We start from the raw sequence: 26,392 nt of genomic DNA on the forward strand, positions 1-26,392 counted from the left end.
CTCTTACATTCCATCTTCATTTTCTTTGCGTTGTCGCTCGAGTGCAGCCGCTACCACTGATTTCAGCTTGCTTTCTGGAATCCTGACCGTACAATCCTTTTCCGTCGTTTTTGCCTGACAGGCCAAACGAATCCCATTTGCGAGATCCTTTTCAGGCAGCTTGCGCTTTTCCAGCACCGTTGGCGGGCACAGCAGGCCATTCTCAACGACCACGCGGCACATCAGACAAGATGCGTGTCCACCGCATCTCTGCGGGATTACGACGCGAGCTGACGAGGCTACACCGACCAAGGTTTGCCCTGTGCGCGCCTTCACACTCTTCTTGCTCGGGAGAAAGGTTACTTTCCCCATATTGTCACTTCCTTTACTAGTACGGCCGATGAGCTACCTTGACTGCTCCTTCTGAAACAATCTTCGTCTGGCAGCCTAATCTGTAGCCTTCTGCGCGTTCCGCCTTGCGCAAACGCAGTTTTTCTTCTGGTGTCACTTCGTTTAAGTACGCTGCCCCTTCTACAACAAGTGTACGGCATTGTGCACATACACCTCTTTGGCATGCATGACCCCACACGACGTTGTTCTTTTTCGCAAGAGCAACAATGGATTGATCCATCTCGATCGAGACTTCATGACTGCCTGCACGAGTAAGTAGTGTGATCGTTGACATCAATAATCCTCCCTAGACAAAAATCACAATCAAAATCATGACAAGCACGACGAGTAATAGTAAGAATGCGAAGGTCTTCACAAGGAACCGCAAAAACCCATTGGATATTTTTCTGGCAAAGATCATAACTAAATTGCAGACGAACATGAGTCCAATGGCGATTAAGGAAATGTTCATCTTTGTCATAGGATCAATATACATCGGGACTGCAGCATCCTTTGCATTTTTTGCTTTATTATACCATAAATCCCCCTCTTCGTCTGACGCTTGCGAACCTAATACTAGACATTCGCATAGACTATCGTGATGAATGCGCCCATTGGAGGGATGAAACGTTGAGTAATAAAGTAAATAATCGAAAATGGCGGAATCCATATGCACCTATACCCAGCAAAAAATTAAGCGACCAAGTCGAAAATGTCTCCCTTTCCATTTCACCGAAAAGAATCCTGCCCGCGGTTGATTTGCGCACCTCTGTTACGAAAATGCGCCATAACATCAAAGGGATCGGCAGCACGATTCGGCAGGTAGAAGACACGATGGATTCGTTGTACGGGGCGATGGAGATGATTGAGAACCTCGGAAAACGCACACCCGAGCCTGAGGTCGTTGCCGAAAAGCCTGCTACTGCTGGTAAACGCAAAGCTGCTCCAGAGCCACAAAAGGTAGCTGAAACACCACCGCAGGAATCAGGTCTAGGTAGCCTTTTGGCCAATATAGATATCGGGCAATTACTCGGTCTCCTGCAATCCCCTTTGGTCCAAAACCTGATTACACAGGTTAGCAGCAACTCCAAGGAACGAAAAAAAGAGGGATAAGATCCCTCTTTTTTTCTTGCAATCTGTAGGTCAGCCATGTCCCTGTAGAGCCATGATTGTTCCTAGTCTTACTGTATGACGGTTTTTGTTGCAGGTAACGGGCATAATCGCCCATTTCTCTTATTTGAGCAGCTTGGTCAAAGTGGACATGTCACCTAGATTGATTTCCTGATTGCGAAACATTTCAATGACCTTATCCTCTTTTTCAGGAGTTAATTGCTTGCCGCTAAGGGTAGCCAGTGTGCGAATGATTTGACGTAGCTTGGTCTCGTCTTCAAAATCACTGCGCTTGACCTGACCCGCTAGTGAACGAAGCTTTTCTTCATCGACATTTTCCGTTGCTTTCCCTTGCAAGCGCTCAAAAAGTCGTTTTGACATATTATTCATGTGAACTCTCCTCCTGCACATGGGCTTTCACCCTATCGTATGTGCAGAAGCCTAAATCGGTGATACTTCATTCATGACTTATTCCGCATCGGGATTGAGGTACGCCATTTCAAAGGTTTTTCCGCGCCCCATCAGTTCTTCCACGCCTTGACGAGCTTCTTTTCCTTCAAACAGCATGCCATACAGAACAGAAGTGATTGGCATTTCAACCTGCTCGCGTTGCGATAAGGAAAAAGCTGCATTTGTCGTGCGAACACCTTCGACGACCATCCCCATCTGTGCCAGTACGTCATCGAGTTTTTTTCCTTGTCCGAGCATATAGCCTGCACGCCAGTTTCGGCTGTGTTTACTCGTACATGTGGCAATCAAATCGCCAACACCAGCCAGACCTGAAAACGTAAGCGGCTTCGCACCGAGCTTGATGCCCAGACGGCTAATTTCCGCCAATCCACGGGTCAACAAGGCTGCCTTGGCGTTGTCTCCATACCCTAAGCCATCAGACATCCCTGCTCCAAGTGCAATGATGTTCTTCAACGCTCCAGCGATCTCAGCGCCAATCAAATCCGGGTTGGTATACACACGAAAATTCGTATTCATCAGCAAATCTTGAGAGCGCAGCATGCTTTCTTCCGATTCAGACGCCATTACCACTGTCGTTGGTTGCCGTTTGACTACTTCCTCGGCATGGCTTGGTCCTGACAACACAGCCAATCTGGACGCAATCTCTTTCGGCACTTCTTCCGCAATGACTTCTGACATTCGCTTCAGACTTTCCAGTTCAAAGCCTTTTGTCGCATGAATCAAAAGGACATCCGGTTCTAAGTACGGAGCTACTTGTTGACAGATTTGGCGCATGGCATGGGAAGGAACAACGAGAAGAACGATTCGCTTGCCTATTACAGCCTCTTGAATGTTGGTCGTTGCCACTATGTTTGCTGAAAGCGTTTCTCCCGGCAGGTACTTTTCATTCACATGCTTGCTGTTTATTTCTTCTGCCAGCTTGGTATCACGTACCCAAAGCGTAACCTGATGCCCGTTGTCCGCCAAAACTGTAGCAAGTGCCGTTCCCCAGCTTCCAGCACCAATCACCGTAACATTTTGAATCAATACGTCCCCCTCCACTTTTCTCATGTCCGTTCGTACATTATCCCAGCTTTCGGTTGGACTTATCTCCTAGTTTCCGTTCGTTTCCTGAAAGAAGATTGCGGATATTATTATAATGACGAATGTAAGCAAAGATTGCGATCGCCAAGCTCGCCCAAATAAAGGAAACAGGTTTGTCCAACAAGTAAAGGCTAAATGGAATAACCGTTACGATAACCAATGATCCTAATGAAACAAAGCGAGTGATCGCAATGACTATGATAGCCAACACGGCAGCGATCAAAAATGCCAAGGGAGAAAACCCTAACACGACACCTAGTGTGGTCGCAATGCCTTTCCCTCCGCGGAATCCAAAAAAGATCGGCCAATTGTGACCGGCAATAACAAACAAGCCTGCCACTGCATACGCTGCCGGGTCTCCTGTCATCAGGTGAGTCAGTCCCATCGCAGCTATTCCTTTTAGTGCATCAAGAAGGAGAACGGCAATGCCGGGGCCTTTTCCTAACACCCTTAGGGTATTGGTTGCACCGGCATTTCCGCTGCCATGAGAACGTATGTCAATTCCTGCGACTTTTTTGGCGATAAGATAGCTAAAGCTAATTGAACCGATTAAATAGCTAAGCACCCAGGATAATAACACCATGGCGTTTTTCTCTCCCTACGTTTTTTTCCGTGTCCAGATTCTAACTGGTGTGCCTTCAAACACAAAAGCTTCACGGATCTTGTTCTCTATGTAACGTTCATAGGAGAAGTGCATTAGTTCCGGATCGTTCACAAACAGAATGAACGTCGGTGGTTTCACTGTTGCTTGAGTCGCATAGTTGATCTTCAAGCGTTTGCCGCGATCAGATGGTGGAGGCGTGCGGATCGTCGCATCTGTTACCAAATCATTAAGAACCGCGGTAGGAATGCGCATCGCATGTGCTTGAGCTACTTCATTGACCTTCGGTAGAATCGTATGGACACGTTGCTTCGATTTTGCTGACACATACAGGATCGGAGCGTAATCCAGGTATTTGAATTCTTCGCGAATCAATTCTGTAAAGCGTTGCATCGTTTTGTCGTCTTTTTCAATCGCATCCCATTTGTTCACGATAATAATGACACCACGGCCAGCCTCATGTGCATAACCCGCGATCTTCTTGTCCTGCTCAATAATGCCCTCTTCCCCGTTAATGACAACAAGCACGACATCGGAATCTTCAATGGAACGCATCGCACGCATCACACTGTATTTTTCCGTTGTTTCATACACTTTACCACGCTTGCGCATACCTGCCGTATCTACGAGAATGTAGCTTTGGTCATCACGCTCGAATGGCGTATCGATCGCATCACGGGTCGTTCCGGCAACATCACTGACAATGACTCGCTCTTCACCGAGAATCGCATTCGTCAAGGAAGACTTCCCGACGTTTGGACGGCCGATGATAGATACACGAATAACATCGTCTCTTTTCTCTTCGTCATCCTCTGCTGGGAAATGCTGAACCACTTCTTCCAGCATATCGCCCAAGCCAAGACCGTGGCTACCCGAGACAGGGAATGGCTCGCCCAAGCCCAAGGAATAAAAATCGTAAATATCCGCACGCATTTCCGGATTATCCGCTTTGTTCACCGCGAGTACGACAGGTTTTCCTGTCCGATTCAGCATCCGTGACAGTTCAACATCCGCATCCGTCACCCCTGTGCGGCTATCTGCAATCATAATGATGACATCTGCTTCGTCAATCGCAAGCTCTGCCTGGTAACGCATCTGTGTAAGAATCTCGTCGGTCTCGCCAAACTCAATTCCACCGGTATCAATCACATGGAAAGTATGAGTTAACCATTCACCTTTCCCGTACAGGCGGTCACGGGTTACTCCCGGCATATCCTCCACGATCGCGACTCGTTCGCCAATCAATCTGTTAAAAATCGTGGACTTCCCCACGTTGGGTCTCCCCACAATGGCTACCACTGGTAATCCCATAATCAACAACACTCTCTCTCATTTTACGTTTTGACTAGCTAATCATACCATACACTACTTATGCCGAACAATGATAAGGGTATCGTCACTCACTTCATGCACCATCGCGTCCAGTATCTTTTCGAGCGTAAAAGCTGTTTGCTGCATACCCTCCGTAGTAGACTCGATAAAAATCGGGACACCACCCGCTATCCTGTCTTTGTTCGTCGTAATCACCGCCAAGATTAATCCTCTCATGGCCTACAGCTCCTTTTTCACGATTCTAGTCTTCGTTGGCATTCGGAAGACGCTTTCGAGAATCGGGACTGCACGAATGACGGACGTTGCTCGTTCCAGATCTTTTTCTTGCGGCAATAAAAATACACCCAGTCTCCCTGACTGTATATCACGTTTTACCAATGGTGTTAGAGATGGCTCTCCCGTATCTGTATATACCCCGAGCTGCGTTGCGACATCGTGCAATATCGCTTGTCGCTGTCCTGGATGGGCAATCGTGACCTTGGCATTGGCATCCCTCGGTGTCAGAATAAAACCCACACCTTGCTCACGTATGATCTCTTGGGCATCTGCCAACCCGACGTTCATGATGTAAATGTCGTTCACATACAAGTCTCTTCCTTCTACTCTCACTTCCCCCGGCTCAATCTCTGCAATCAGCGACAGTGTTTTTCCAGACCGCAGCTTGCGAGAAATCAACAAGGCGATGACACCTGCAATGACACCCCCCCACCAATGAAAAAGAATGGTAGCCGTCGTGGTCACCAACGAGGTAAACATGACCATGTAATTGCGTCCTTCAAACACCATTGCGATTCCTTCGATGTAGGGACCTCCACGAGGTACCAGCTCCTGCTTATCGATCTCCGTGAGCGTAGTTCGTTCCATGTTCCGAACATCGCGGAATTGCTGCGCAGCTACCGTCAAAAATGTGACTGCCGTGTAATTCTCTTTGAGCAGAGCGGGAATCGCTAACGCTCCGAGCGCGGACGCGATCACCCCAAGTGAAACGTGAATAATTTTTCCGTGGGGGTAAGTTGGATATTGACGATAATCTGTTCGCAAAAGATGAATCCGGCACATAATGCCGAATAGGAAGCCCATAACTAATGGAAAAACATATTCATATGCTAGCAATTCCTTCAACACTCTAGCGTCACCTGCCCGTATCGGAATGGGAAGACTCTGTTTCTGTTCTACCAAGGATACGACGAATCGCAGACCAGACTATGCTGACGAGAGCCCATAGTGATATGCCACTCCACAGCAAATCTTGCGCATACTCCGATCCCCAGTGACAGGAACCCGACAATTTCCAAAAATAGAGCGAATGTATCGCATCTGCAAGTGGCATGGCAAGCGTGAGCTGAAACAGTTGTCCCAGATTCGTTCTGCTCATCAAAAAAATCGTACAGACTCCAACAGCGGGTACGATGATCCGCTCATCCCAAAACAGCAGGATCGGATCGGTAAAAAACAGCCAGCGCAGCCAAAATAGCAAAAGGGCCGTTGCCAGCGCACTCAGCAAGTACAATCTACGTATTTTGGCCATGAGCTTGGTGTAAAGGACAATGCTTGCGATCAGTGGCAATATCGTTCCACTTAGACTAACTTGAATGGGGGCAAAATAGATTTCCCAGTTAACAAACGTACAAATTAAAAATGCGCTGATCACTGCGAGCACTCGTCTGCGTTCCATCTTCATGTTTCGCAGTTGCAAGTCAAAGCTTCCCATCCAGACAAGACACAGCAAAGACCACTGGATGAGGATCGCAACGGTTCCCTCGTTCATGTTCATCTCCTCAAAATGATGGTTGTCTCCCCCAAAAGTATGCCTCAACCAAGGAAATTTCATGAATCGAATGCTCGTCCACTAACTAACGTTGCGCCAGTCTCTCCAATTGCATGTGGCGAAGCCTAGCTCTCTCCGCTGTTTTTCCCGTGATCATAACAGGAGTACAAACCGCGTCTGCCAGACCTTTCAATCCTAGTGCCGTCATCGCCACACGAATTTGATGATGCCATCTGTCGACGGTAGACAAGCATTCTTCCAGAGATTCGCGTTGTACCAGACGTAGCATTGCCCCAGCCATCCCGACAGCAGACGCACCTAAAGAAGCAGCTTTGACTACATCTAGTCCATGACGAACACCCCCTGTTGCTATGTACGACATTCCCGGATGACCGACAGTACTCGCTTCTAGCAAGCTCTCCACCGTCGTGAATCCCCAATCCTCGAACATGGCGTGAGGATGATCACTTCGCATATTTTCGACTTGAGCAAAATTTGTTCCGCCTCTTCCACCCACATCGATTGTTCTGATCCCGATTTCCATTAGCTTCTCGATTGATTCCTTTGCCATGCCAAAACCGACTTCTTTGACAAGAACCGGCACATCCAGGCTCTCGCTGATCGCTTGAATTCGCTCGAGATAGCCGCGAAAATCCCGATCTCCCTCAGGCATCAACAGTTCTTGCATGACATTCAGATGGATTTGCAGTCCGTTCGCTTCTATCATCTCCACTGCTGCTGTTGCCTGCTCCACTGTCGCCTCCGCCCCAACATTTGCAAACAGGATTCCCTGTGGATGTTCCTTTCTGACAATCCGATAGCTATCCATAACCTCCGGATCACGCAGTGCGGCCATTTGTGAGCCAACTGCCATAGCCAGATTGCGTTCCCTCGCAATGATCGCCAGTTTTTGATTAATCTGCGTAGTCCCACCAGCTCCACCCGTCATCGCATTAATCATAATCGGTGAGGAAAGTCGCAAGGATGCGATCTCGGTGTCCAGTGAGGATTCAGCAAACGCAGTATTCGGCAAGCTATTCGGAACAAAACTAACATCATCAAAGCTATTCGCAGCATCTTCCCCAGTGACAAGAGCATTTCGAATATGGTCCAGTTTTCTAATCGAGCGACGATCCATTGTACCCCTCCTAGACTTTCACTCCCAGAAAAAAGGGATACGCCAGAGCGTATCCCCATGAATCCTACTTTTTAGCTTACTTGAACTTGTCTTTCAGGTCACCAAACAACTCACCCAATGTCACGCCCATTGGTTGGTTGTTTTCTTGCGTGAATTGTTGCTGTTCACGCTTGCTCGCACGTTCTGCCTGCTCCACACGGTCTTCTTCTACTGCACGGATGCTGAGGCTAATGCGCTGTTCTTGCGGAACAACATCCAAAACTTTCACCTGTACTTCTTGGCCCTCTTTCAACACCTCACCCGGTGTATTCACCCGGCGATTTGCGATTTGGGAGATGTGTACGAGGCCTTCGATTCCAGGAGCCAGCTCAATAAATGCACCGAAGGATACCAAACGTTTAACCGTTCCATTCAAAATAGAGCCCGCTTTGAAATCTTCTGCTACGTTCGCCCATGGACCTGCTTGCGTTTCCTTAATGCTAAGGCCAATGCGCTCGTTTTCACGGTCAATTTTGAGGACCTTCACTTGTACCTTGTCGCCTTCCTTCACGACATCGGACGGCTTATCTACACGGTTCCAAGCAAGTTCAGATACGTGAACCAATCCATCAACTCCACCGATATCCACGAATACGCCGAAATCGGTCATGCGCTGAACCGTTCCTTCCAATACTTGACCCACTTGGATTTTATCCATAATGGATTGCTTTTGCACTTTTACTTCATCTTCCAAAACCGCTTTGTGGGACAGGATAACTTTATTCTTTTCCTTATCCATTTCTACTACTTTTAAAGCCAATGTTTTCCCTTTGTAATCAGAGAAATCTTCAACAAAATGACGCTCTACCATGGAAGCCGGAATGAAGCCGCGAACGCCTACATCAACAACCAGGCCGCCCTTCACTACTTCCTTTACAGTCGCTTCGATGATTTCACCCGCTTGCATTTTCTGCTCAAGATCAGACCAAGAGGATTCCATCGCCACGGCTTTCTTGGAGACAACGAGCTCTTCTTTCTCGTCGTTTAGCTTGATGACTTTCACTTCGAAAGTATCACCAACCGCTACTACATCAGATACCTTTTCAACATGCAGTGGAGACAGTTCGCTGATAGGAATCAGACCATCGTACTTGTAACCTAGATCTACAAGCGCTTGTTTGTCCTCAACTTTTGTTACGGTTGCTTTTACGACATCTCCTACTGAAATGGTTGTTGCATCCGTCAAGCTTACGTTCGTTTCTTCCATCATTCAAAAGACCTCCTTAATACCATCCAGTCCCAAACGTCTATGTACAGGTTGTAAACAACCTCACTACATGAAGCGGGAGCATGTATATTTTTAACTGTCGCCTGATGGCTGGCAGTTAGTACTGATGAAGCCAGTAAGTTCCAGCAGATTTAGTATTCGTCCCTTTAGCAATTCTATACCGTTTGCTAAGAGAGATGCTGGTTCCGTAATTGCTTGATGTTCTCCATAATCAGATCGCTCGCTTCCTTCAACGTATCAGCGCTTGATTTGGCCTCGCGCAGTTGAGTCAGATCGATCGGGTTACCGTAAACGATCTTAATGGAACGAAACGGTCGATATGGCCCGATAATGGCTACCGGAATGACCGCAGCTTCTGACTTGAGAGCGAACATCGCTACACCCGGCATCGCTTCTCCTGGTTCCCCTGTTTTGCTGCGGGTTCCCTCAGGAAAGATTCCAAAGATTTTTCCATCTTCCAGCAGTTTGAGAGTCGTGCGAATCGCCGCACGATCTCCTGCACCCCGTTTGACCGGAAATGCACCGAATTTGGTAATGAGAAAGGATAAGACCGGAATTTTGAAAAGCTCTTCTTTGGCCATGAAATGAACCTGACGCTCGATACCACTCCCGAGAAGAGGTGGGTCCCACAAAGATATGTGGTTGGCACAAAGGATCACTGGGCCTTCCTTAGGTATATGTTCACGCCCGATCACTTGCCAACGAAAGACAAGCGAAAAAATGATGCGAAAAAAACCTCTGAATAAACGATAGTAACTCAATGGGTTGACTCTCCCGTTCGCTCGCAGATTTGCAAGATGCGATCGACCACCTGATCAATGGTCATTCCTGTTGTGTCTACCAAAACGGCATCTTCCGCCTGGCGCAACGGTGCGACTTCTCTCTGCATGTCCCGTCGATCTCGCTCTTCAATTTCTTTTTCCAGCTCTGCCAAGTCTGTCTGGGTACCTTTTGCGAGAAGTTCCTTCCAGCGGCGTTCTGCACGCTCTTGGATGGAGGCCGTCAGAAATATCTTCACATCTGCATCAGGCAAAACATGAGTACCGATATCTCTGCCGTCCATGACGACATTACCTTGAGTAGCCAATCGCCGCTGGAGCACAAGCATTTGTTCACGTACGGAACCGTAGCTCGCTACAATCGAGGCGTACTGGCTCACTTCTGTGGAACGTATCCAGCTCGTGACATCGATTTCATTCCAGTATACATGTTGTTGTCCGTTTTCCCGAACCAGTTGAATCTTGTTTTTTTGCAAAAGTTCGGAAACTGCAGACTCATCGTTGATAGGGAGCTGATGATGGTGGACTGCCCAAGCGAGGGCACGATACATGGCACCTGTGTCAATGTACACGTATTCCAGTTGTCCCGCTACTTTTTGGGCGACAGTGCTTTTGCCTGCTCCCGCTGGTCCATCAATGGCAATGTTCATTACTTCTCACCTGCTATGTACGTTAGTTCGGATGGGAATAAAACAAGAAAAGCTTCTGTCGAAGCCCTTTCCCATTCTTTGTGTGATGAAAAACGATATAGCGTTTTTCGAAATTGGCTGTGACCACTCGCGGTCTACAAAAAACGATTCAAGACCGTTTTCTATGTTATCTATAATAGTACCATAGTATGGAAGCATGCGCAAACCTTTAGGGCTCACTTGACACGCCTTCCAAGCGCTCTGTTTCAATTAATACTAGTCTTGCGGGTACGTACTGAATGAGAACTTCGCCTATAGTCAGTACAATCGCACATACGACAATTCCAATCATGATGCCTTTTTCTACCCGTTTGGAAAAGCTGCAAAAACGATCATTGTACTGGCTGGTCAATAGGGTCACTTCCTCAGATGAAGCGTCAATCCACAACGCCTTTTTTGCGAAGCTCTAGCTGTCTCTCGTAGCACGCTCTAACAACTTTTGCCCGATCTTGCTCACTGATTTGGGTGAACTTACCCGAAATCCATTGGTGCAAACCTTTTTCTTCCGCCGGTTTTTGTCTGACGATTTCCATCTCTACAAAAGCATGTTGAACCTGTCCATTTTTGCTTGGAAGGGAAATCCAGACGTGCAAGTTGTCTTTTTCCTTCAAATGATAGCTTTCCTCACAGCTAAAAGACAGCCCTCCACCGCTGATATCCAGCGTTCGTGCTAGAAAATGATAGCGTCGAATCGGATCGTCCAGTTTGACTGCGATGTCTACTGTAGTGTCAATTCTCAAGTAGTTTCGTCGCTGTGTGCGCACAATCTCCTCTTTCGCCGGCAGTTGCAAAAGCAGAACAGGAATGTGATTGTTTTGCCTGCCGACAATCGCAGAGCGGAATTCATAGCGTGAGCCATCCTCGCCAACATACCAAACCAAGCATTCTGTCCCTGGTTGAAATACCCCAGTCCGTCCAGTGTTTTCGCTGGTTGGCAACTCGATGGAAGCTACATCGTCCTTCAAATCAGCCACACGGCTTTTGAAAGTTTGCAGCTCCGTTTCTTCTGAGGAACTCGTGAAGTTTAGTCTTATTGTTTGTCCTATTCGTGGAAGCATCATAATGTAACTGTTCCTCCCCTTCCCTATCACCCTTTCCATTATATACCCTTTTGTTTCGAATCAGCAAATAGGGAAAGCCGCTAAAAAACTAGCTTTCCCCATGATTTTTTAAACTCTATTGTCCTTCGTTCTGTCCTGATCCTGTTTCCATTTTCACAACCTCTTCTTCTTCTCCATTCATGGCGTTGATGTAGACCATGTACGAATTTCCTTCAAAGCTGCCCGTCATTTCCCACGTCAGTACTTCTTTTCCATCGTTTTTCCCTTCGATGAGGGCAAGGCGCTGATCCGTCACTTTTACGCTCGGATTGACTTTTTTCCTTGCTTCTTCTTTTGAGAGACGGGGCTCGGAGATCATTCTCTTTTTGTGATTAAACAGATACTCCGTCGAGTTAAAAGCAGTAACATCACCGTTGTCCAACGCAATCTCTACAACCACCCCGTCCGGATAAATTCTGACACCATCCTGAACGGGTACAAACGTAAAGAGTGCGTTGCGGTCGTAGCTGTCAATCTCGGAGACCTGCATATTGTCAAATCCATGGTCGCGCAAGAACACTCGACCTTTTTCTTCTGCCTGCTTCATGTCCAGCTTTTCCTCGCCAACCGCACGTTCGTTCATCATCCAAACCACTTTACCGCCGCGTTTGGTGACGTCGAGGTTAATGCCTGTCTTGTGTCCATTTGGCGTGACATGTACGCTATACGCCGAGTATTCCTGCCCCTTACCGTTCTCGTTTACTTCTACTTTCGCATCTCCTGGCTTCAACCCGAGAAACGCAAGTGCATTCTTCTCTGCTTCCTCTTTGGTGGCTGGATTGCCATCGATCCCTTTGATTCGCTGCTGCTTTTTCTTATCGAGACTCTGTATCCCGACGCCCCAGTCTAAATCAGGGTATTCCTGCACTTTTTTCTCAATGGTTTGGAAGCCATCGATGATCGTATTGTCCTCTTTGTTTTTATTGGTGGCCAATGCCGTCTCGACATCCATCCACCTCAATTGTTTGTCCATCGCGAGGGTTTGTACCTTGCGCAGATCATCCTGGATATCCTTTGCTTGGGTGTGCAGACTCTTCAATGTCTTGTATTCACTCTGACTCAATGGCTGCTTGTCCAGGTCACGCACAGCGACACGATAGGAAAAATCTGCGACCCTCGACAGCATTTCCTCGGTTTTGTTAAACGCCATCAAGGTCAGCGGAAGTTGTCCGACATCCGCTTGTGCCGCATAGGAAAGCCGCCAAACATTCGTCAGAATGGGTGTCATTTGCCTGCGCGAGTTGACCACCAGCGATTTGCCAAGCTCATCGTGCAGCTTGTCCACGTGATATGTGAGATCGTGAAAAGCCCGTTGATATGAGTTTTCTGCTTTGATCAGAACCGAGTTCTTTTCATTATGCTCCTGATATCCCCACACGCCAGCGCCTATTAAGGCGACCAAGGCAACGGGAAATAACACGCGTGCTGTTGCTCCATATACCATCCCTTGCCACTCCTCCTTTGGTTACGCATCCATCATCTGCAAAAGATGTGTTTCCCGATCTTTTTGACCTGCGGCCTGGTCCAAATCCAACCGGATGTTGCTGTATCTGGATTAAAATAGTACGTGCACCCTCCTGTTGGATCCCAGCCGTTTAGTGCATTCTTCACTGCTTTCGTCGCGCTTTCATTCGGTGTAAGCCATATTTGACCATCAGCAACTGCTGTAAAAGCGCGTGGTTCAAATATCACAGCCGAGGGTGTATCAGGAAACGTAGGGCTCTTGACGCGGTTCAAAATAACGGCTGCGACAGCTACTTGCCCTTCAAACGGCTCTCCTCTCGCCTCCCCGTAAACAGCATTCGCCATGATTTTCAAATCATTGTCAGAAACCCGCGAAGGATGAAAGCTGGCTTTGGTTTTGGCCGTATTTTTCTTTGCTGCAGGTGCAGCTATATGCTCTTCTTGTACGGCGGCTACATTCTTTTCTTTCCAGACAACCTTGTATCCACTCAAGCCCACTGCTACCAACATCACCAACACACCTGCGATCCAGATTGTACGCACGGCTGAATCCTCCTTGGCATGTATTGAAATCTTTGCATAGTGTTGGTGGAGGAAGAATGGATTATGCATGTAAATCTGGATATAGAAAAAGACCGATGCTATTTGCATCGGCCCACCTAGATTTGTTACGCTTTTTCAGTTGGGAAAGGAAAAGATCAGGACTCGTCAATCCGAAAATGCTTATCGTTGTCACACAGGCATTGCTTGAACCCTGTTTCTATTTGCCCTCCAGGTTCTCGATGACCACGCAGTGTAAACTTTTCTCCACATACATTGCATTGAATTGTCACTTTTGCTCGTTCGGTTTTTAGCACGTACGTCTCCTCCTTACCGTCTATTGTGGACGTGAAGAGAGATTTTTAGAACCGAAATCGTGTGCTCTTTGTACCTTTTTTAAGCCCTGCCACCACAAGACGAGCATGAATGGCACAATCACTACCAACCAGTTTTGCACTGCCAAAAAAATCACGTTGTACAGGGCATGCAAGGCAATCGGCAAGGTAATCGACATCCATAAAAAAAGCCGCTCATGTTTGGCGTCCTTGGAAAACTTGGCCCGTCCGAGATAATAGCCCATCCACACTGCAAACAACGCATGGCTGGATACCGGCAGAAAAGCTCGCCAGATGGCGATATTCGTTCCGTTGATAATAAGGTAGAACAAATTCTCCAACGTAGCAAAACCAAGTGACACCGCAACCGCATAAACAATACCATCGTATGGCTCATCAAATTCCAAATGTTTATAAACCGTAAAATAGATGACCATCCATTTAAAAAATTCTTCCACGACAGCGGATTGGAAAACTTCCGCGACAATGCCATCCCGCCAGTTCCATTCATTCTGCATGATGTACTGGAGCACCATAATCGGTACGACCAGCAGCATACCAAAGATAAACGACCGGATCACCATCGAAATCGGTTCCGGTTCGAGACTGTCACGCAGGTAAAAGTAACTTAAGATGGCGATACCGGGGGCAACTGCCGCGCCGATCAAAGCAATCATCTTTTATTACTCCTTTACACAAGACTATTGTTCATCGTACCATGAATACTGGTTGATGAAAACCCGCTACAGGAGAGAGATCATGTCAAAAAAAATTTTGGTAGTGAATACAGGCGGCACGATTGCCATGTCTGTCGATGACTCAGAAGGCGTAAAGCCATTGGATGATCAAGCAGTCAACAAAATTCTTCCTTTTTTAGAAAAATACGCGGAAGTCACTATGAAAAATGTACTCAACCTGCCTAGCCCTCACATGACACCTGCGATCATGAATCAACTGCGACTCGATATTGAGGAAGCCTTTCAACATGATCACTACGATGGCATTGTCATTACGCATGGGACTGATACGTTGGAAGAGACCGCATACTTTCTCGACTTGACTTTATCGGTTCACGTCCCGATTGTCGTTACCGGAGCCATGCGCAGCAGCAATGAGCTCGGGGCTGACGGTCCGGTCAATCTCATTTCTTCCGTTCGTGCAGCCGCTGACCCCGCAAGCCTGAACAAAGGCGTTATCGTTGTTTTTAATGACGAAATTCACGCAGCACGTCACGTAACCAAGACACATACAAGCAATGTCGCTACCTTCCAATCCCCACAATACGGTCCGATTGGAACCATTGCAAAAAAAAGTGTGCAGTATCACCATTCTCCATTGGATCGTGAGCACTATGCGATTTCCAATGCTGATGCGAATGTTCCTTTGATCAAAGCCGTTGCAGGCATGGACCCTTCCTGGCTTCAATTTTTGCTGGAGCAATCGATTGACGGACTGGTTGTAGAGGCGTTTGGTTTAGGAAATCTTCCTCCCGCTATCATCCCTACCCTGCAGCAACTACTCGACAAAGGCGTTCCCATCGTGCTTGTCTCCCGCTGCTACAACGGCCAGGTGCAGGATATCTATGATTACGAGGGTGGAGGCCGCAAGCTAAAAGAGATGGGCATCATCTTCTCCAATGGCTTAAATGGGCAAAAGGCTCGTCTCAAGTTAATTGTAACACTGCAAAAAACGCGGACTTTCAAAGAGCTACAGCTGTTGTTCGACCAGTAAATCATATGACTTAAGCCTCCTGGTTCTTCAGGAGGTTTTTTTATCTTTGGAAACACTTTGTACGATGCTGTTGTGGTGGGGAGGAAACAGGAGAAAACGCTCAGATTCTAGGGCCACCCGCTGTGGGATTGACTGTACGACTCCATGCAAAAAGCGAAACCGCGTCCAAAGTTGTCCCATCAGGATGTGTTTCAGAGGTGGACGCTTAAAGGCGTGTTTCGTTTTTTGCATTGCGTCTCGGTCGGTGTCCCTAAGATCTTCGCTTATTTCTCCTGTTTCCTCTACGAGCTTCCCATGTTTAACCGAGTTTTAAATGCCTTAAAAGATTGAAGAATGTGATCCGTTACGCTAGAGAAGAATATTTCCAGGCGTAGCGACTTGTGGAGTCCTACCAAGCGGAGAAGGGATTCGCGGGCAAAAGAAACGCAACCGTGCTCCTACCTCGAAGCGGCTACCACTTTTGCGTTTCCCCGCGAATCCCTTCGGAGCGGACAGTCTCAACCCCCAGCAGGACGAAGCCTGGAGCCTAGCCTGGAAATATTCTTCTCTACACCACAGCCACATCCCGCGCCCCAATAAAAAAGGCCCCGCCAAAACGGCGAAGCCATGTTTTCTCAATATATGGAGGGTTGTTTGAAAAATTATACCCAACCGCGGAAGCGAGAAGCCTCAGCCATTTTGCGGGCACCAACCATGTAAGCAGACAGACGCATGTCAATGCGACGAGTTTGAGACATGGAGTATACATTTTCAAACGAACGAACCATTACTTTTTCCAGCTTCTCTTCTACTTCTTCTTCAGACCAGTAGTAGCCTTGGTTGTTTTGTACCCACTCGAAGTAGGAAACAGTCACACCACCAGCACTAGCAAGTACGTCTGGAACCAGAAGAATCCCACGCTCAGTCAAAATCTTGGTCGCTTCCAGTGTAGTTGGGCCGTTTGCCGCTTCTACTACGATTGACGCCTTGATGTTGTGAGCATTTGCAGCTGTGATTTGGTTTTCGATTGCTGCCGGAACCAAAATGTCGCATTCCAGTTCAAGAAGCTCTTTGTTGGAAATCGTGTTGTTGAACAGTTTTGTAACTGTACCAAAGGAATCACGACGATCCAACAAGTAGTCGATATCCAAACCGTTTGGATCATGCAGCGCACCGTATGCATCAGAGATACCTACAACTTTAGCGCCTGCATCATGCATGAATTTTGCCAAGTAGCTACCAGCGTTACCAAAGCCTTGTACAACTACGCGAGCACCTTTTACGTCGATGTTGCGACGCTTTGCTGCTTCACGGATGCAAATGGTTACACCTTTTGCAGTAGCTGTTTCGCGGCCATGGGAACCACCCAGCGCAATTGGTTTACCCGTAATGAAACCAGGCGAGTCAAATTCACGGATACGGCTATATTCGTCCATCATCCATGCCATGATCTGTGAGTTCGTAAAGACGTCCGGAGCTGGAATATCTTTAGTAGGGCCCACAAGCTGGCTGATTGCGCGAACGTAACCGCGGCTCAGTCTTTCCAATTCGCGGAAGGACATTTCACGCGGGTCGCAAATGATACCGCCTTTACCACCGCCATATGGCAGATCGACGATACCTGCTTTGAGGCTCATCCAGATAGAAAGTGCTTTAACTTCATCCTCAGTAACTTCCGGGTGGAAACGAATGCCCCCCTTGGTCGGACCTACTGCATCGTTGTGCTGTGCACGATAGCCCGTAAATACCTTTACTTCGCCATTATCCATGCGAACCGGAATACGTACAGTCAAAACGCGTAGCGGTTCCTTCAAGAGTTCAAACATCGATTCTTGGTAACCTAGTTTCTCCAGTGCTTCCTTGATCACCGTTTGAGTTGAATGGAGCAAGTTCAATGATTCTTGCTTTTCTTTCCCTTCGGTGCTTTCGGTTACCACGTCTTGATTACCCATTACTTACCACCTCAAAAATGTTTTCGGTCAATGCCGCCTTTAGTATACACGCTTGTATCATTTATGAGAAGCTTAAAAATGTTTTTTTTCCATTTCGAAAACGTTTTCGTGCCTTGTTTTGCATAATCATTCAATTATTTACCAATCATTTCTGAAACCGCTTTTACAGGATGCATTTTTACAAACAGCTTCAAAAACGCGTCCCATCATGCTTATATTGTCCCCAAACTTGTTTCTTTCATTACGGAATTAGTGGATTTATGCCATAATGGAAAAAGTAAAGGTGGAAGTTTATTCATGGAGGTGTTTTTATGAAAAAAAAGTCTATTTTGTTTGTTTTTGCCCATCCCGATGACGAAACGTTTGCTTGTGGGATTTCCATTTCCAAATATAGTAAAACAAAAAAGGCCAGCACTCATTTATTGTGTGCAACAAAAGGGCAAGCAGGGAAAGCTGGTGAACCACCTTTATGCACACCGGAAGAACTCCCTCGTTTTCGCGAGCAAGAGCTTCGCGACGCTTGCGCCATACTCGGTTTCGATCAGGTAGAAGTCTGGGAATACCAGGATAAGTTCCTAAACACAGTGCCCGTAGATGAGCTTGTTACTCGAATCCACCAAGCCATTCAGCAGACTCAACCAGAGATCGTCGTCACATTTGCACCACATGGCATCTCCGGACATCCCGACCATTTTGCGATTAGTCATGCTACCACTCAGGCTGTCCTTTCTTTAGGCCCAGATACGAGCGTGCGAAAGTTTTACTATGCAACTCGTTCATCCGAGGAAGGATTTGGTACGATAAAGCCTCCGTTTACGGATCCACTCGAGAGCATTACGACCATCATTCACGGTCCTGAATACATGCCACAAGTAGCAGATGCCTTGCGGGCGCACAGAACACAGCACCTATCAGTAGAGCGTGTTTTCCCAGGTGTAACAAAAGGCGAGCATTATTCTGTTCCGCCAAACAATCATTACATCTTGGCTTGGCACAGCCTTCCGAACTATACCATTCAGGGTAAAGAGGCTGATTTTTTTGATGGCCTAGCATAATCTGTACAGACAGCAACAGCACCTAGTTGGTTGACTAGGTGCTGTTTTATATTCCCAGACATTTCTTTTTCGATTACGTGAAATGCCTGCATATTTCTTTTACAGCATCGTCGGCAACGATCACTTTCCCGTATTCTTCCAACACATAAATCGTTATCGGCGTCGCTTCTCCGTACTCAGAGAGGATCGCAATTAACTTGTGATAACGCTCCTGATCCAAGTCGACTTCCTCCAGCACCAGGTGATATTTTCCCTGGTAGAAGTAGGCAGCTCCGCCATTGGTCAAAAGGGCGTTAATGCGATGGGCGGCTTCAACCATATGCTCAAAGTCCCGGAAGGCATACATGATCAAGTCGCTTTCTTCCAATGTGACCTCTAGCTCGTATACATCCTCGTCTTCGAATTCTTCCTCTTTGCCGTCCTTTGAGCCCGTCTTGCCACGTGTTACGATTACGACCATTCCCTGAGCTGGCAAGGCGAACACTTCAACTGCAACAGGCCCTGATACCTCAAACCCTAATTCGTGATAAGCCTGTTCCATCATGTCGTTGAACAGTTCATGAACTTTAGGAATGTCACGCCACATGTCTTCTTTTTCTATCCCGCGCTCTGAGAGGTCGTCAAAAGTTAAAAAGATTCGTATTTTATCTTGACCAAGGCGTTCAACACGCATGACTGTCCCTCCTCGCCATCCAGTCGTACTACAAAATATGATGGTAAGCCTGTAAGAGTTCTCCACATTCTCCGGCGAATACCTGTTGGCATTCATCCATTTTTTGATGGACTGGAAAATACGGGGTAGTCCTATCATATCACATTTAGTTACTGGAACAAAGCTACCATGACACCTACGCAACATTCGCCTATCAATGTCGAATCAACTCACGAAAAAAGAAACTTTGTTGTTGCCTGTCATTTCCTGCGCTTTCCCAGGAAAAGTTCCCCTTCATGCTTCTTCTTATGTATTTATATTTGGCTCTGCTAGTTCGGGTTCCTTCTCATTCATAAAGGTTTGTACATGAGAAAACGCCCAGAATCAGGCGTTTTTCTAGGTCTCATATTCACGCAGTCGCTTTTGAATCCATATGGCCGCCTGTGTTCCATCCCCCATGGCAATCGACACTTGTTGAGAATGCTCATTAATATCGCCAACAGCCCATATGTTGGGATGATCGGTTTCTTTTGTTCGTGGATTCGAATGGATGTGGCCCTTTTCATGAATTTGCACGGAAAAACCACGCAAAAGCTCTGTCAAAGCGTGAGCACCCGGAAAGGCAAGAAATGCTCTTTCTGCATACAAGCGTTCGCCTGATGAGAGCTCGATTTCTTGCAATTGTCCCCCTGTATGATGAAGGGTACATACTTTTTCCTCTCGATATATAATCCCTCGCTGGCTCAGTCCAGAGACAACCTGCATATCCACCTGCACCTGTGCATGGTTAATGACTGTTAAGCTGTTTGTATAATAAATAAGTTCGTCTGCCATCGAAACAGCGTGCGGGCCTGCTCCAATGATTGCCGTGTCTTTCCCAACTGTTTCATAGCCGTCACAGTCGGGACACAAGAAAATCGATATTCCTACACAATCGGAGAAGCCAGGGATTGTTGGAAACGGGTCGCGAATGCCTGTTGCCAATACCAGCGTTCGCGAAGTAAGCGTATGTATGCTACTTTTCGTACCTATCGTAAATAAGCCGCTTGAGTCAGTAGCAAGCTTTGTTACCTCATCTGTTATCAAGATTGCGCCGTATTTTTGTGCTTGTTCCCTGCCCGCTTGACGCAAAAAATCGCCACTAACCCCCTCCGAAAATCCGAGAATGTTTCGGTAGGCTTTGGCGACTGTTGATCGACCACCCGGCATGTCAATGACTGCTACGCGTCGAAGGCATCTAGCTAGTTGGATTGCAGTTTGAAGCCCTGCAATCCCGCCGCCGACAATGACCGTATCATACTCCACTTACATCCACCTGCTTATCTTTTTCCCGATAGCATTGCCAGTGGAGCACGATCTCATTACTGAACGAGGGGAACCCATACAATTTTTCCTTCAACAAGCCCTGCTTCTGAATGAAGTCCGTTATATCTTGCGATTCTTCCTACGTTCGAATTATTTCCATAGTACTTTCGTGACAGCATAAACAACGTTTCACCCTTCTTCACCACATGCTTGACGACCTTCGATTTTGGTGTAGGCTGTGTTGAAGCTTGTTTGCCTGGTGTAGCTACTTTACTAGTAGAAGTTTGGGCTGGGACTGTGCTCACAGCAGGTGTCTGTACGCTTGTGGTCGCCTTTACTACAGGCTCAACTGGTTTTGATTCGGTCGTTTTCGCCTTGGCAGGTGGGTTGGTCACGCTTGCATTCGGATCAGGGGTAGCAGCAAGAACGACGGATACAGGCTCCTTTTCTCCTGCCTTGCTTCCTGGTGCAATCGTACTCGCTTTACTAACTTCTTTCACTTCAACACTACCAGAAGCGGCTGACTCGTGTAGGACATTGGCCCTGTACAACTCAAGACCAATCAACCCGAAAAATACGAATCCAAACAAGTACAATCCCGGTTGAACCCACTTTTTAAACGAGAACGACGCTTTAGGGCGAGTATGTCGGGAGCGTCGGGGTGGTAATGGATTATGCTCGAGATTCACTCTTCCTCCCCCTTTTTCTTGATCGTTTTTTGTAAATAAAGTGCTAACATGACGTCAATAAGGATATGAGCCACAATCGAGGGCCAAAGGGACTGATAGTGGGAAAACAAGAGTCCCAAGATCCAGCTTGTACCAAATACACTTATGACCATAAGCGGTTTTTTCAAATAACGTATGTGGATCAGTGTAAAAATAAGGCTGCTCCAAAAATTCCCGGTAAGCGATTGAATGACTCCACGGAATAGCCATTCCTCTCCCACCCCTACTATCATACAGACGAGAATCGTAGTGGATGGTAACATGGCCCCAAAAACTTTCTCATTGATACTGCCATCATCTTGCCATCTCTTAGGCAAGTACCGATCCATTGCAATACTCGCGATAATAATACCTGCGGCTATAAACACTGCCCACAGCACGGCATTCCAGCCTGGCCATGTAAACAAGGACAGAGTAGCATCCCAGCCCAGCACCCATAAGCTACCGCCAGCAGCCACTGCCATCACGATTCCTTGTGTCAACCATAGATTCAGCCGAAGAGTGGCTTCATCCACCTCTAGCCGATCTTCCCTCACTCGATGTTTCGCTCCTTTATTTGTTCGGCAAAAGAGTGTCTAACGCCTGCCGCAAATTCCATTTGATTTGTTCATTCTTAGCGATTGCATTATCATTCGTTTGGAAATATGCATCCTTAGTTAGACCACATTTCTTACAGCAGTACAGATCATATTGATGATCATCTTCTTTGAAATACGTATTGATGCTCACACGCAAACAGTTTTCTCCTCTTACGTAAGACACCATTTCTGCCAGCTTTTTTTGCTTAAAGCTTTTTCTTTTTTCCGTTTCCTGCCAAATGATTTGTGCCTTCGGATACGATTCTCCCGCAGCGGCAGCTTCGTATGAGGCCAGCACTCTTTCCGCATAAAAGGCAAGGAGTGCTCCCATTTCTTCGGATATGTCCATCATCGCCAAGGCCTCGCTCGTCAAGGGTACTCCGGTTTTGCATAACTGCTCATATTTTTGAACTTGCGCTTGTGTCGGGTACTCCTTCTCCAGCATGTGCTGATGAATCTGCCAATCGTCCCACGAAAATAAAAGCAGCGCATACCCAGGCTTGCCGTCACGGCCGATCCGCCCGATTTCTTGTGCGTATGCCTCCAAACTAGCTGGCATTTGATAATGGATGACGTAGCGAATATCTGGCTTGTCGATTCCCATCCCAAACGCATTCGTTGCAATAATAACATCCAGCTCTCCCGCGAGAAATTGGGATTGGATCAGCATTCTCTCCATGCTGTTCATGCCCCCGTGGTAGCCGTGCACACGCTTTTTCCCATCGAGTTGATAAGAGGCTGCCAATACATCTACCGCTTGTCGCGTGCTGCAGTAAACGATCCCAGGGCCCTGCAAACGATCCATCTGATCAAATACATACGAACGCCTGTCACTTTCCTCCGCAACTTCAACCAGATCATAGGCGATATTCGCCCGATTAAGAGACTGCAACACGATGTCTTCTTTTTCAATAGAAAATAAGCTGCAAATTTCTTCACGAACAGTCGCCGTAGCGGTTGCCGTCACAGCCAGAACAGGAGGTGCTCCCAATTGTTTCACGACTTTTGGCAATCGCAAGTAATCTGTGCGAAAATCATGTCCCCATTGCGAGATGCAATGCGCTTCATCAATAGCGATCAGAGACACCCTCGCCCGCTTTAACACTTGTTGGACGTAGGGCTGTTGAAGCTTTTCCGGAGAAACATATAACAGCTTGTACGCACCTTCTGAGAGCCCTTTTAAGATTTCGCGGGACTCAGTCGGGTCCTGCATGCTGTTCAAATAGGTAGCTGGAATTTTTTTTCGCGCTCGAAGCTGCTGCACCTGATCGACCATCAAAGAGATCAACGGGGAAACCACGACGGTGAGACCCGGCAAAAGCATTGCTGGCAGCTGATACGTCACTGATTTCCCGCCACCTGTTGCTAATAACCCGAGAACACTTCGTCCATGCAATAGACGTTCAATAATAGACTCCTGACCGGGGCGGAATGAGTCGTATCCAAAATGCAGCTTTAATTTGTCGTACATGAGCTGTTTATTCATTTTGTCCCCCTTGTCGCTCGTGCCAATGCCAATCGGATTTGCAAATACGTTACGGACGCTTCCAATTGATCCTTGATGAGCCGGAGTCTGCTTGTATCGAGGCGCTCACTCGTCTCCACGATCTCTTTTGCCAGCTCATTCGGCAAATATGTTGTCATGTCCCATTCCGGACAGCGCAAGGCAATCTCTACCAAATGATCTTCTATCGTGCTTTCTTTCATTTGTCGTTTCTTCGCTATTTCTTTTTTGTCACAGCCAGTCTGAAGCAGTGCGTACGTTCGAGCAGCACTTTCGGTTAGACGTGGATCAAGCTTGTGTGATTCTGTAACAAGTTTTGATAAAAGAGGATAATGATTGCTCTCTGCAAGCAGCGTCTGAATCGACGCGGCAAGCCCGTATCGAAATTGCAGCGTGAGATAACTACGACTCGTTTGGCGAATCTCTGCTACTTGTCCCATGGTCTTGCCGACTTGGCCTGCTCCTGACAGTTGACAAAACAAAAGCTCCTGCACACTTTCATCCAAAGGCTCCCACAGTCGATACAGCTCGTCAGACAATTGCTGTTTCCAGGCGATTCGCATAGCCCCATCAGCCAATTGATTTTTTACCCAACGCTGTGTCGTCTTGTCCGAAACGACCGGAATGAACCCAAGATCACCATGCTGCATTTGCGAGATCGTTTGCACCATAAGATGAAGCCTGCTCCAAAATGGCTCGATTCTCTCCGCCAAGTCAGACTGGGTAAAAGGTGCGAACCATCTATCAAAGCGATATTTTTGGTACGTATGTTTGGCATGCTCCAATCCTGTATCAGAAAAGGTAAACGTCGGCTTCGAGTTCGTTCCACCTACATCAACAGGTAAAATCCAGCCCGCCTGAAATAAAGTTGAAACTATTTTCTCCCAATCCTCTCTTGGAAAACGAGAAAACATCCGATAATACGGATAAAGGGTATACAAATGTACATCTTGCAGTGTCTGATTGGCTTTTCTGCCACGCAGTATGTAGTAGGCTGATTGCAGCGTTCGTTCATTGGCCAGAGGTAACATGGCATTCAAGGCGACCGCACATAAAAGGTCCTGCTCCTCTGCCGCACTGTTCCGACTGTTCATTGGTACTCCTTACATCATTCTATATTTTTCAACGCTCAAAGTAAGCGAAGTAAACTGCATCATTGCTGCATCATTGTACTTGGAGGATAGTATGACAAAACGATTGAAAAGAACTGAATTTATGATGGCGTACATGATCATCATAACACTTGCATGCACAGTTGGTGGATTTTTTTTCGGGGCCCATTATATGAAGACACAATTGGAATCGGAACAAGCCGCCGTACTCGAAGCAGAGAAAAAGGAAGCCGAAAAAGAAAAACTGCTGCGTGAGCAAAAGCTGTACAACGAACAGGACTTTATCCGATTTTACTATGCCGTTTATGCACCGCTGCTTGATCTGAAACAAGCACATTTTGATACGATGGATAAATGGAATCAAATGAATGAAAATGAACGGACGGATGGCTTGAAGCAACTCAGCAAATTGGCTGAACAGACAAGGAAAGAGCTGGAGAAAAACGTTCCTTTGCCGACGTCACCCATGCTGAGACAAGCTCATGCCACTTTTACGAACAGTGTACGGGCGTATTTGGATAGTATGGAGCAGATTCGTTCCGATCAAAATAATGCTACGCCTGCTTCCATTGGGGCTAACCTGACACTTTTTCAAAATAATTGGCTAACCGCACAGGAAATGGTCTATCACTCCATTGCTTCATGGGAATCGGCATATGTGGTGAAGCAAGCCATGCCGAAGCAATTACCTGGAGCCGTTAACACCGCGCAGTGGAAGCAGTATCCGTTCCATTACCGCACCTATCTCGCAGCTGTGGCCATGTCGGCAAGCAATCAATGGAGCAGCTATAATCCTGAGGACCTGACTGCAAGACTTGATTTACTCATCGCATCTAACGAAGTTCAAGCACTAGGAATCAAGGATTTAGCCGCTGCCGTGAAGATTTTGAACGCGACAGATGCAGTATCTGCGGGAGATTTTAAACGCTTAAATACACAGCTCTACTCCGTGTTGAAGGCACCTGAAATCCCTCTTTATAAGTAGTCGTACATTTTTAGACTGATTCAATCTTGAAATCTTGTCACCAAGAGCATACAATGATCTATGATAGTGGACGTACCACTTCGGTATGGGAGGTGAAACCACGATGACTACATGGGTAGATAAAGATACTTGTATTGCTTGCGGTGCTTGTGGCGCCACGGCTCCTGACGTATTTGATTACGACGATGAGGGCCTTGCGTTCAACAAGTTGGATGACAATGCTAACAGCGTTGAAATCCCGGATATCCTGCATGACGATGTTCGTGATGCTGCTGAAGGATGCCCGACCGACTCTATTAAAGTGGAATAGTATTCCATCTACTAATGGAAGAGACCTCTTACGTACTCTGGTATGTAAGAGGTTTTTCATTATGTTCTCCTCTCCTCCGCTGAACGAATGATCGACAATTTCCCGTTCTTTCTTTTGAGATTTTTCGGTAAGATAAAAGCAACAGTAAAAACCGAACATTAAAACGCGTTTTTTCCATTTTTTGTGATGTCAATATCTTAATGTTCGTGTTTTGGTCATTTTTATACTGTCACCAACATTAAATTGAGTATTATTCACGAACGATAACCGTATTAAAATAATTAATGTTCATTTTTTCTTGTTTTTCTTCTTGACGGTGTTATTTTGACGTGATATCGTAAGTACAAATCTTACGAAACACCTTATAAAACAACGGCGTTGACGAAGAAACGCTGTGATCGAGAAATCCCCAGAGAGCCGATGGTTGCTGCGAATCGGCGTTTTCTCCCACGGTT

32 protein-coding genes and 1 other annotated feature (1 of these 33 cut by a window edge) are annotated in these 26,392 nt (G+C 46.9%); of the genes, 5 read left to right on the forward strand and 27 right to left on the reverse strand.

Annotated elements, in window-relative coordinates; genetic code table 11:
* Positions 1-3: 3 nt before the first annotated feature.
* Genes HP568_RS14910 through HP568_RS14920 form a run of 3 tightly spaced genes read right to left on the reverse strand, consistent with a single transcriptional unit; the run spans position 4 to position 850 of the window.
* Positions 4-351, reverse strand: a complete 348-nt coding sequence (locus HP568_RS14910) for a 2Fe-2S iron-sulfur cluster-binding protein (RefSeq protein ID WP_048032631.1) — start codon at positions 349-351, stop codon at positions 4-6.
* Between the two features lie 16 nt (positions 352-367).
* Positions 368-664, reverse strand: a complete 297-nt coding sequence (locus HP568_RS14915) for a 2Fe-2S iron-sulfur cluster-binding protein (protein ID WP_048032630.1) — start codon at positions 662-664, stop codon at positions 368-370.
* 12 nt (positions 665-676) lie between these two features.
* A complete protein-coding gene (locus tag HP568_RS14920; RefSeq protein ID WP_235617679.1) occupies positions 677-850 on the reverse strand; it encodes a DUF2768 family protein in 174 nt (57 codons plus the stop codon).
* Between the two features lie 149 nt (positions 851-999).
* Here HP568_RS14920 and HP568_RS14925 point away from each other — a divergent pair, with 149 nt between their 5' ends.
* Positions 1,000-1,482 carry a hypothetical protein gene (locus tag HP568_RS14925; RefSeq protein ID WP_048032629.1) on the forward strand — a complete coding sequence of 161 codons (483 nt, stop codon included), beginning with the start codon at positions 1,000-1,002 and terminating at the stop codon, positions 1,480-1,482.
* A gap of 120 nt (positions 1,483-1,602) precedes the next feature.
* On the opposite strand, the gene HP568_RS14930 is transcribed toward HP568_RS14925, so the two are convergent.
* The 17 genes from HP568_RS14930 to prsW form a co-directional block, all read right to left on the reverse strand.
* Positions 1,603-1,869, reverse strand: a complete 267-nt coding sequence (locus tag HP568_RS14930; RefSeq protein WP_007716506.1) for a stage VI sporulation protein F — start codon at positions 1,867-1,869, stop codon at positions 1,603-1,605.
* A 78-nt stretch (positions 1,870-1,947) separates the two neighbouring features.
* Positions 1,948-3,000 (reverse strand): NAD(P)H-dependent glycerol-3-phosphate dehydrogenase, encoded by a 1,053-nt coding sequence (locus HP568_RS14935; protein ID WP_217366598.1) that lies wholly within the window; start codon positions 2,998-3,000, stop codon positions 1,948-1,950.
* Positions 3,001-3,013: 13 nt separating this feature from the next.
* Positions 3,014-3,616 (reverse strand): glycerol-3-phosphate 1-O-acyltransferase PlsY, encoded by a 603-nt coding sequence (plsY, locus tag HP568_RS14940; RefSeq protein ID WP_048032627.1) that lies wholly within the window; start codon positions 3,614-3,616, stop codon positions 3,014-3,016.
* A gap of 15 nt (positions 3,617-3,631) precedes the next feature.
* Positions 3,632-4,945 carry a ribosome biogenesis GTPase Der gene (gene der, locus HP568_RS14945; protein WP_173629522.1) on the reverse strand — a complete coding sequence of 438 codons (1,314 nt, stop codon included), beginning with the start codon at positions 4,943-4,945 and terminating at the stop codon, positions 3,632-3,634.
* A gap of 54 nt (positions 4,946-4,999) precedes the next feature.
* On the reverse strand, positions 5,000-5,182 hold the full coding sequence (locus HP568_RS14950) for a capping complex subunit for YIEGIA (protein ID WP_048032625.1): 183 nt from the start codon (positions 5,180-5,182) through the stop codon (positions 5,000-5,002).
* A 3-nt stretch (positions 5,183-5,185) separates the two neighbouring features.
* Positions 5,186-6,091, reverse strand: a complete 906-nt coding sequence (locus tag HP568_RS14955) for a YIEGIA family protein (protein WP_173629483.1) — start codon at positions 6,089-6,091, stop codon at positions 5,186-5,188.
* A 7-nt stretch (positions 6,092-6,098) separates the two neighbouring features.
* Entirely contained in the window at positions 6,099-6,734 is a 636-nt protein-coding gene (locus HP568_RS14960; RefSeq protein WP_048032623.1) for a YphA family membrane protein, read from the reverse strand.
* Positions 6,735-6,819: 85 nt separating this feature from the next.
* A complete protein-coding gene (gene fni / locus HP568_RS14965; protein ID WP_173629484.1) occupies positions 6,820-7,872 on the reverse strand; it encodes a type 2 isopentenyl-diphosphate Delta-isomerase in 1,053 nt (350 codons plus the stop codon).
* Positions 7,873-7,948: 76 nt separating this feature from the next.
* A complete protein-coding gene (gene rpsA / locus HP568_RS14970; protein WP_048032621.1) occupies positions 7,949-9,121 on the reverse strand; it encodes a 30S ribosomal protein S1 in 1,173 nt (390 codons plus the stop codon).
* 185 nt (positions 9,122-9,306) lie between these two features.
* Positions 9,307-9,900, reverse strand: coding sequence for a lysophospholipid acyltransferase family protein (locus HP568_RS14975; RefSeq protein ID WP_173629485.1), 594 nt, complete (start codon positions 9,898-9,900; stop codon positions 9,307-9,309).
* Positions 9,897-10,568 carry a (d)CMP kinase gene (gene cmk, locus HP568_RS14980; RefSeq protein ID WP_007716486.1) on the reverse strand — a complete coding sequence of 224 codons (672 nt, stop codon included), beginning with the start codon at positions 10,566-10,568 and terminating at the stop codon, positions 9,897-9,899. The genes HP568_RS14975 and cmk overlap by 4 nt, the downstream gene beginning before the upstream one ends.
* Positions 10,569-10,776: 208 nt before the next feature.
* Positions 10,777-10,968 carry a hypothetical protein gene (locus HP568_RS14985; protein WP_235617678.1) on the reverse strand — a complete coding sequence of 64 codons (192 nt, stop codon included), beginning with the start codon at positions 10,966-10,968 and terminating at the stop codon, positions 10,777-10,779.
* 16 nt (positions 10,969-10,984) lie between these two features.
* Complete coding sequence (locus HP568_RS14990; protein WP_235617736.1) at positions 10,985-11,665, reverse strand: flagellar brake protein; 681 nt, start codon at positions 11,663-11,665, stop codon at positions 10,985-10,987.
* Between the two features lie 118 nt (positions 11,666-11,783).
* The gene (gene ypeB, locus HP568_RS14995) at positions 11,784-13,151 is read right to left on the reverse strand and encodes a germination protein YpeB (protein ID WP_048032617.1); all 1,368 of its coding nucleotides are present in this window, start codon (positions 13,149-13,151) and stop codon (positions 11,784-11,786) included.
* Between the two features lie 32 nt (positions 13,152-13,183).
* Positions 13,184-13,822: a cell wall hydrolase gene (locus tag HP568_RS15000; RefSeq protein WP_173629486.1), complete on the reverse strand. Its 639-nt coding sequence runs from the start codon at positions 13,820-13,822 to the stop codon at positions 13,184-13,186.
* Between the two features lie 47 nt (positions 13,823-13,869).
* Positions 13,870-14,028: a hypothetical protein gene (locus tag HP568_RS15005; RefSeq protein WP_007716480.1), complete on the reverse strand. Its 159-nt coding sequence runs from the start codon at positions 14,026-14,028 to the stop codon at positions 13,870-13,872.
* Between the two features lie 20 nt (positions 14,029-14,048).
* A complete protein-coding gene (prsW, locus tag HP568_RS15010) occupies positions 14,049-14,723 on the reverse strand; it encodes a glutamic-type intramembrane protease PrsW (protein WP_048032615.1) in 675 nt (224 codons plus the stop codon).
* Positions 14,724-14,805: 82 nt separating this feature from the next.
* Between prsW and HP568_RS15015 the strand changes: the two genes are divergently transcribed.
* Positions 14,806-15,777, forward strand: a complete 972-nt coding sequence (locus HP568_RS15015) for an asparaginase (protein ID WP_048032614.1) — start codon at positions 14,806-14,808, stop codon at positions 15,775-15,777.
* 641 nt (positions 15,778-16,418) lie between these two features.
* Here HP568_RS15015 and HP568_RS15020 read toward each other — a convergent pair.
* The gene (locus tag HP568_RS15020) at positions 16,419-17,708 is read right to left on the reverse strand and encodes a Glu/Leu/Phe/Val family dehydrogenase (RefSeq protein WP_048032613.1); all 1,290 of its coding nucleotides are present in this window, start codon (positions 17,706-17,708) and stop codon (positions 16,419-16,421) included.
* Between the two features lie 311 nt (positions 17,709-18,019).
* Between HP568_RS15020 and HP568_RS15025 the strand changes: the two genes are divergently transcribed.
* Complete coding sequence (locus HP568_RS15025) at positions 18,020-18,763, forward strand: PIG-L deacetylase family protein (RefSeq protein WP_173629487.1); 744 nt, start codon at positions 18,020-18,022, stop codon at positions 18,761-18,763.
* A 73-nt stretch (positions 18,764-18,836) separates the two neighbouring features.
* Here HP568_RS15025 and HP568_RS15030 read toward each other — a convergent pair whose 3' ends face one another.
* The 6 genes from HP568_RS15030 to HP568_RS15055 all read right to left on the reverse strand — a co-directional run bounded on the left by HP568_RS15030 (position 18,837) and on the right by HP568_RS15055 (position 24,624).
* Positions 18,837-19,436: a genetic competence negative regulator gene (locus HP568_RS15030; protein ID WP_007723994.1), complete on the reverse strand. Its 600-nt coding sequence runs from the start codon at positions 19,434-19,436 to the stop codon at positions 18,837-18,839.
* A gap of 375 nt (positions 19,437-19,811) precedes the next feature.
* Positions 19,812-20,720, reverse strand: a complete 909-nt coding sequence (locus HP568_RS15035; RefSeq protein ID WP_173629488.1) for an NAD(P)/FAD-dependent oxidoreductase — start codon at positions 20,718-20,720, stop codon at positions 19,812-19,814.
* A gap of 56 nt (positions 20,721-20,776) precedes the next feature.
* The gene (locus HP568_RS30055; RefSeq protein WP_173629489.1) at positions 20,777-21,409 is read right to left on the reverse strand and encodes a LysM peptidoglycan-binding domain-containing protein; all 633 of its coding nucleotides are present in this window, start codon (positions 21,407-21,409) and stop codon (positions 20,777-20,779) included.
* Positions 21,406-21,984: a CPBP family intramembrane glutamic endopeptidase gene (locus HP568_RS15045; RefSeq protein WP_173629490.1), complete on the reverse strand. Its 579-nt coding sequence runs from the start codon at positions 21,982-21,984 to the stop codon at positions 21,406-21,408. The genes HP568_RS30055 and HP568_RS15045 overlap by 4 nt, the downstream gene beginning before the upstream one ends.
* A gap of 16 nt (positions 21,985-22,000) precedes the next feature.
* Complete coding sequence (locus HP568_RS15050; protein ID WP_173629491.1) at positions 22,001-23,512, reverse strand: RecQ family ATP-dependent DNA helicase; 1,512 nt, start codon at positions 23,510-23,512, stop codon at positions 22,001-22,003.
* The gene (locus HP568_RS15055) at positions 23,509-24,624 is read right to left on the reverse strand and encodes a YpbB family protein (protein WP_173629492.1); all 1,116 of its coding nucleotides are present in this window, start codon (positions 24,622-24,624) and stop codon (positions 23,509-23,511) included. The genes HP568_RS15050 and HP568_RS15055 overlap by 4 nt, the downstream gene beginning before the upstream one ends.
* A 91-nt stretch (positions 24,625-24,715) precedes the next feature.
* Between HP568_RS15055 and HP568_RS15060 the strand changes: the two genes are divergently transcribed.
* Positions 24,716-25,627, forward strand: coding sequence for a hypothetical protein (locus HP568_RS15060; RefSeq protein ID WP_173629493.1), 912 nt, complete (start codon positions 24,716-24,718; stop codon positions 25,625-25,627).
* Between the two features lie 103 nt (positions 25,628-25,730).
* Positions 25,731-25,937, forward strand: a complete 207-nt coding sequence (locus HP568_RS15065) for a ferredoxin (protein ID WP_007724004.1) — start codon at positions 25,731-25,733, stop codon at positions 25,935-25,937.
* A 369-nt stretch (positions 25,938-26,306) separates the two neighbouring features.
* Positions 26,307-26,392, forward strand: a binding site (T-box leader); it runs 163 nt beyond the window's last position.

It is taken from the genome of Brevibacillus sp. MS2.2, from assembly GCF_013284345.1.
Lineage (GTDB): Bacteria > Bacillota > Bacilli > Brevibacillales > Brevibacillaceae > Brevibacillus > Brevibacillus brevis_C.

Coding starts and splice junctions, on each gene's coding strand:
- cmk (WP_007716486.1), bottom strand. CDS start 10,568: ATGAACATTGCCATTGATGGACCAGCGGGAGCAGGCAAAAGCACTGTC.
- HP568_RS14930 (WP_007716506.1), bottom strand. CDS start 1,869: ATGAATAATATGTCAAAACGACTTTTTGAGCGCTTGCAAGGGAAAGCA.
- HP568_RS15015 (WP_048032614.1), top strand. CDS start 14,806: ATGTCAAAAAAAATTTTGGTAGTGAATACAGGCGGCACGATTGCCATG.
- rpsA (WP_048032621.1), bottom strand. CDS start 9,121: ATGATGGAAGAAACGAACGTAAGCTTGACGGATGCAACAACCATTTCA.
- HP568_RS15050 (WP_173629491.1), bottom strand. CDS start 23,512: ATGAATAAACAGCTCATGTACGACAAATTAAAGCTGCATTTTGGATAC.
- HP568_RS14990 (WP_235617736.1), bottom strand. CDS start 11,665: ATGCTTCCACGAATAGGACAAACAATAAGACTAAACTTCACGAGTTCC.
- plsY (WP_048032627.1), bottom strand. CDS start 3,616: ATGGTGTTATTATCCTGGGTGCTTAGCTATTTAATCGGTTCAATTAGC.
- HP568_RS14960 (WP_048032623.1), bottom strand. CDS start 6,734: ATGAACGAGGGAACCGTTGCGATCCTCATCCAGTGGTCTTTGCTGTGT.
- HP568_RS15025 (WP_173629487.1), top strand. CDS start 18,020: ATGAAAAAAAAGTCTATTTTGTTTGTTTTTGCCCATCCCGATGACGAA.
- prsW (WP_048032615.1), bottom strand. CDS start 14,723: ATGATTGCTTTGATCGGCGCGGCAGTTGCCCCCGGTATCGCCATCTTA.
- HP568_RS14935 (WP_217366598.1), bottom strand. CDS start 3,000: ATGAGAAAAGTGGAGGGGGACGTATTGATTCAAAATGTTACGGTGATT.
- HP568_RS14910 (WP_048032631.1), bottom strand. CDS start 351: ATGGGGAAAGTAACCTTTCTCCCGAGCAAGAAGAGTGTGAAGGCGCGC.
- HP568_RS14950 (WP_048032625.1), bottom strand. CDS start 5,182: ATGAGAGGATTAATCTTGGCGGTGATTACGACGAACAAAGACAGGATA.
- HP568_RS15000 (WP_173629486.1), bottom strand. CDS start 13,822: ATGCAAATAGCATCGGTCTTTTTCTATATCCAGATTTACATGCATAAT.
- HP568_RS15055 (WP_173629492.1), bottom strand. CDS start 24,624: ATGAACAGTCGGAACAGTGCGGCAGAGGAGCAGGACCTTTTATGTGCG.
- HP568_RS15020 (WP_048032613.1), bottom strand. CDS start 17,708: ATGGGTAATCAAGACGTGGTAACCGAAAGCACCGAAGGGAAAGAAAAG.
- fni (WP_173629484.1), bottom strand. CDS start 7,872: ATGGATCGTCGCTCGATTAGAAAACTGGACCATATTCGAAATGCTCTT.
- HP568_RS15065 (WP_007724004.1), top strand. CDS start 25,731: ATGACTACATGGGTAGATAAAGATACTTGTATTGCTTGCGGTGCTTGT.
- der (WP_173629522.1), bottom strand. CDS start 4,945: ATGGGATTACCAGTGGTAGCCATTGTGGGGAGACCCAACGTGGGGAAG.
- HP568_RS14920 (WP_235617679.1), bottom strand. CDS start 850: ATGACAAAGATGAACATTTCCTTAATCGCCATTGGACTCATGTTCGTC.
- HP568_RS15030 (WP_007723994.1), bottom strand. CDS start 19,436: ATGCGTGTTGAACGCCTTGGTCAAGATAAAATACGAATCTTTTTAACT.
- ypeB (WP_048032617.1), bottom strand. CDS start 13,151: ATGGTATATGGAGCAACAGCACGCGTGTTATTTCCCGTTGCCTTGGTC.
- HP568_RS15060 (WP_173629493.1), top strand. CDS start 24,716: ATGACAAAACGATTGAAAAGAACTGAATTTATGATGGCGTACATGATC.
- HP568_RS14915 (WP_048032630.1), bottom strand. CDS start 664: ATGTCAACGATCACACTACTTACTCGTGCAGGCAGTCATGAAGTCTCG.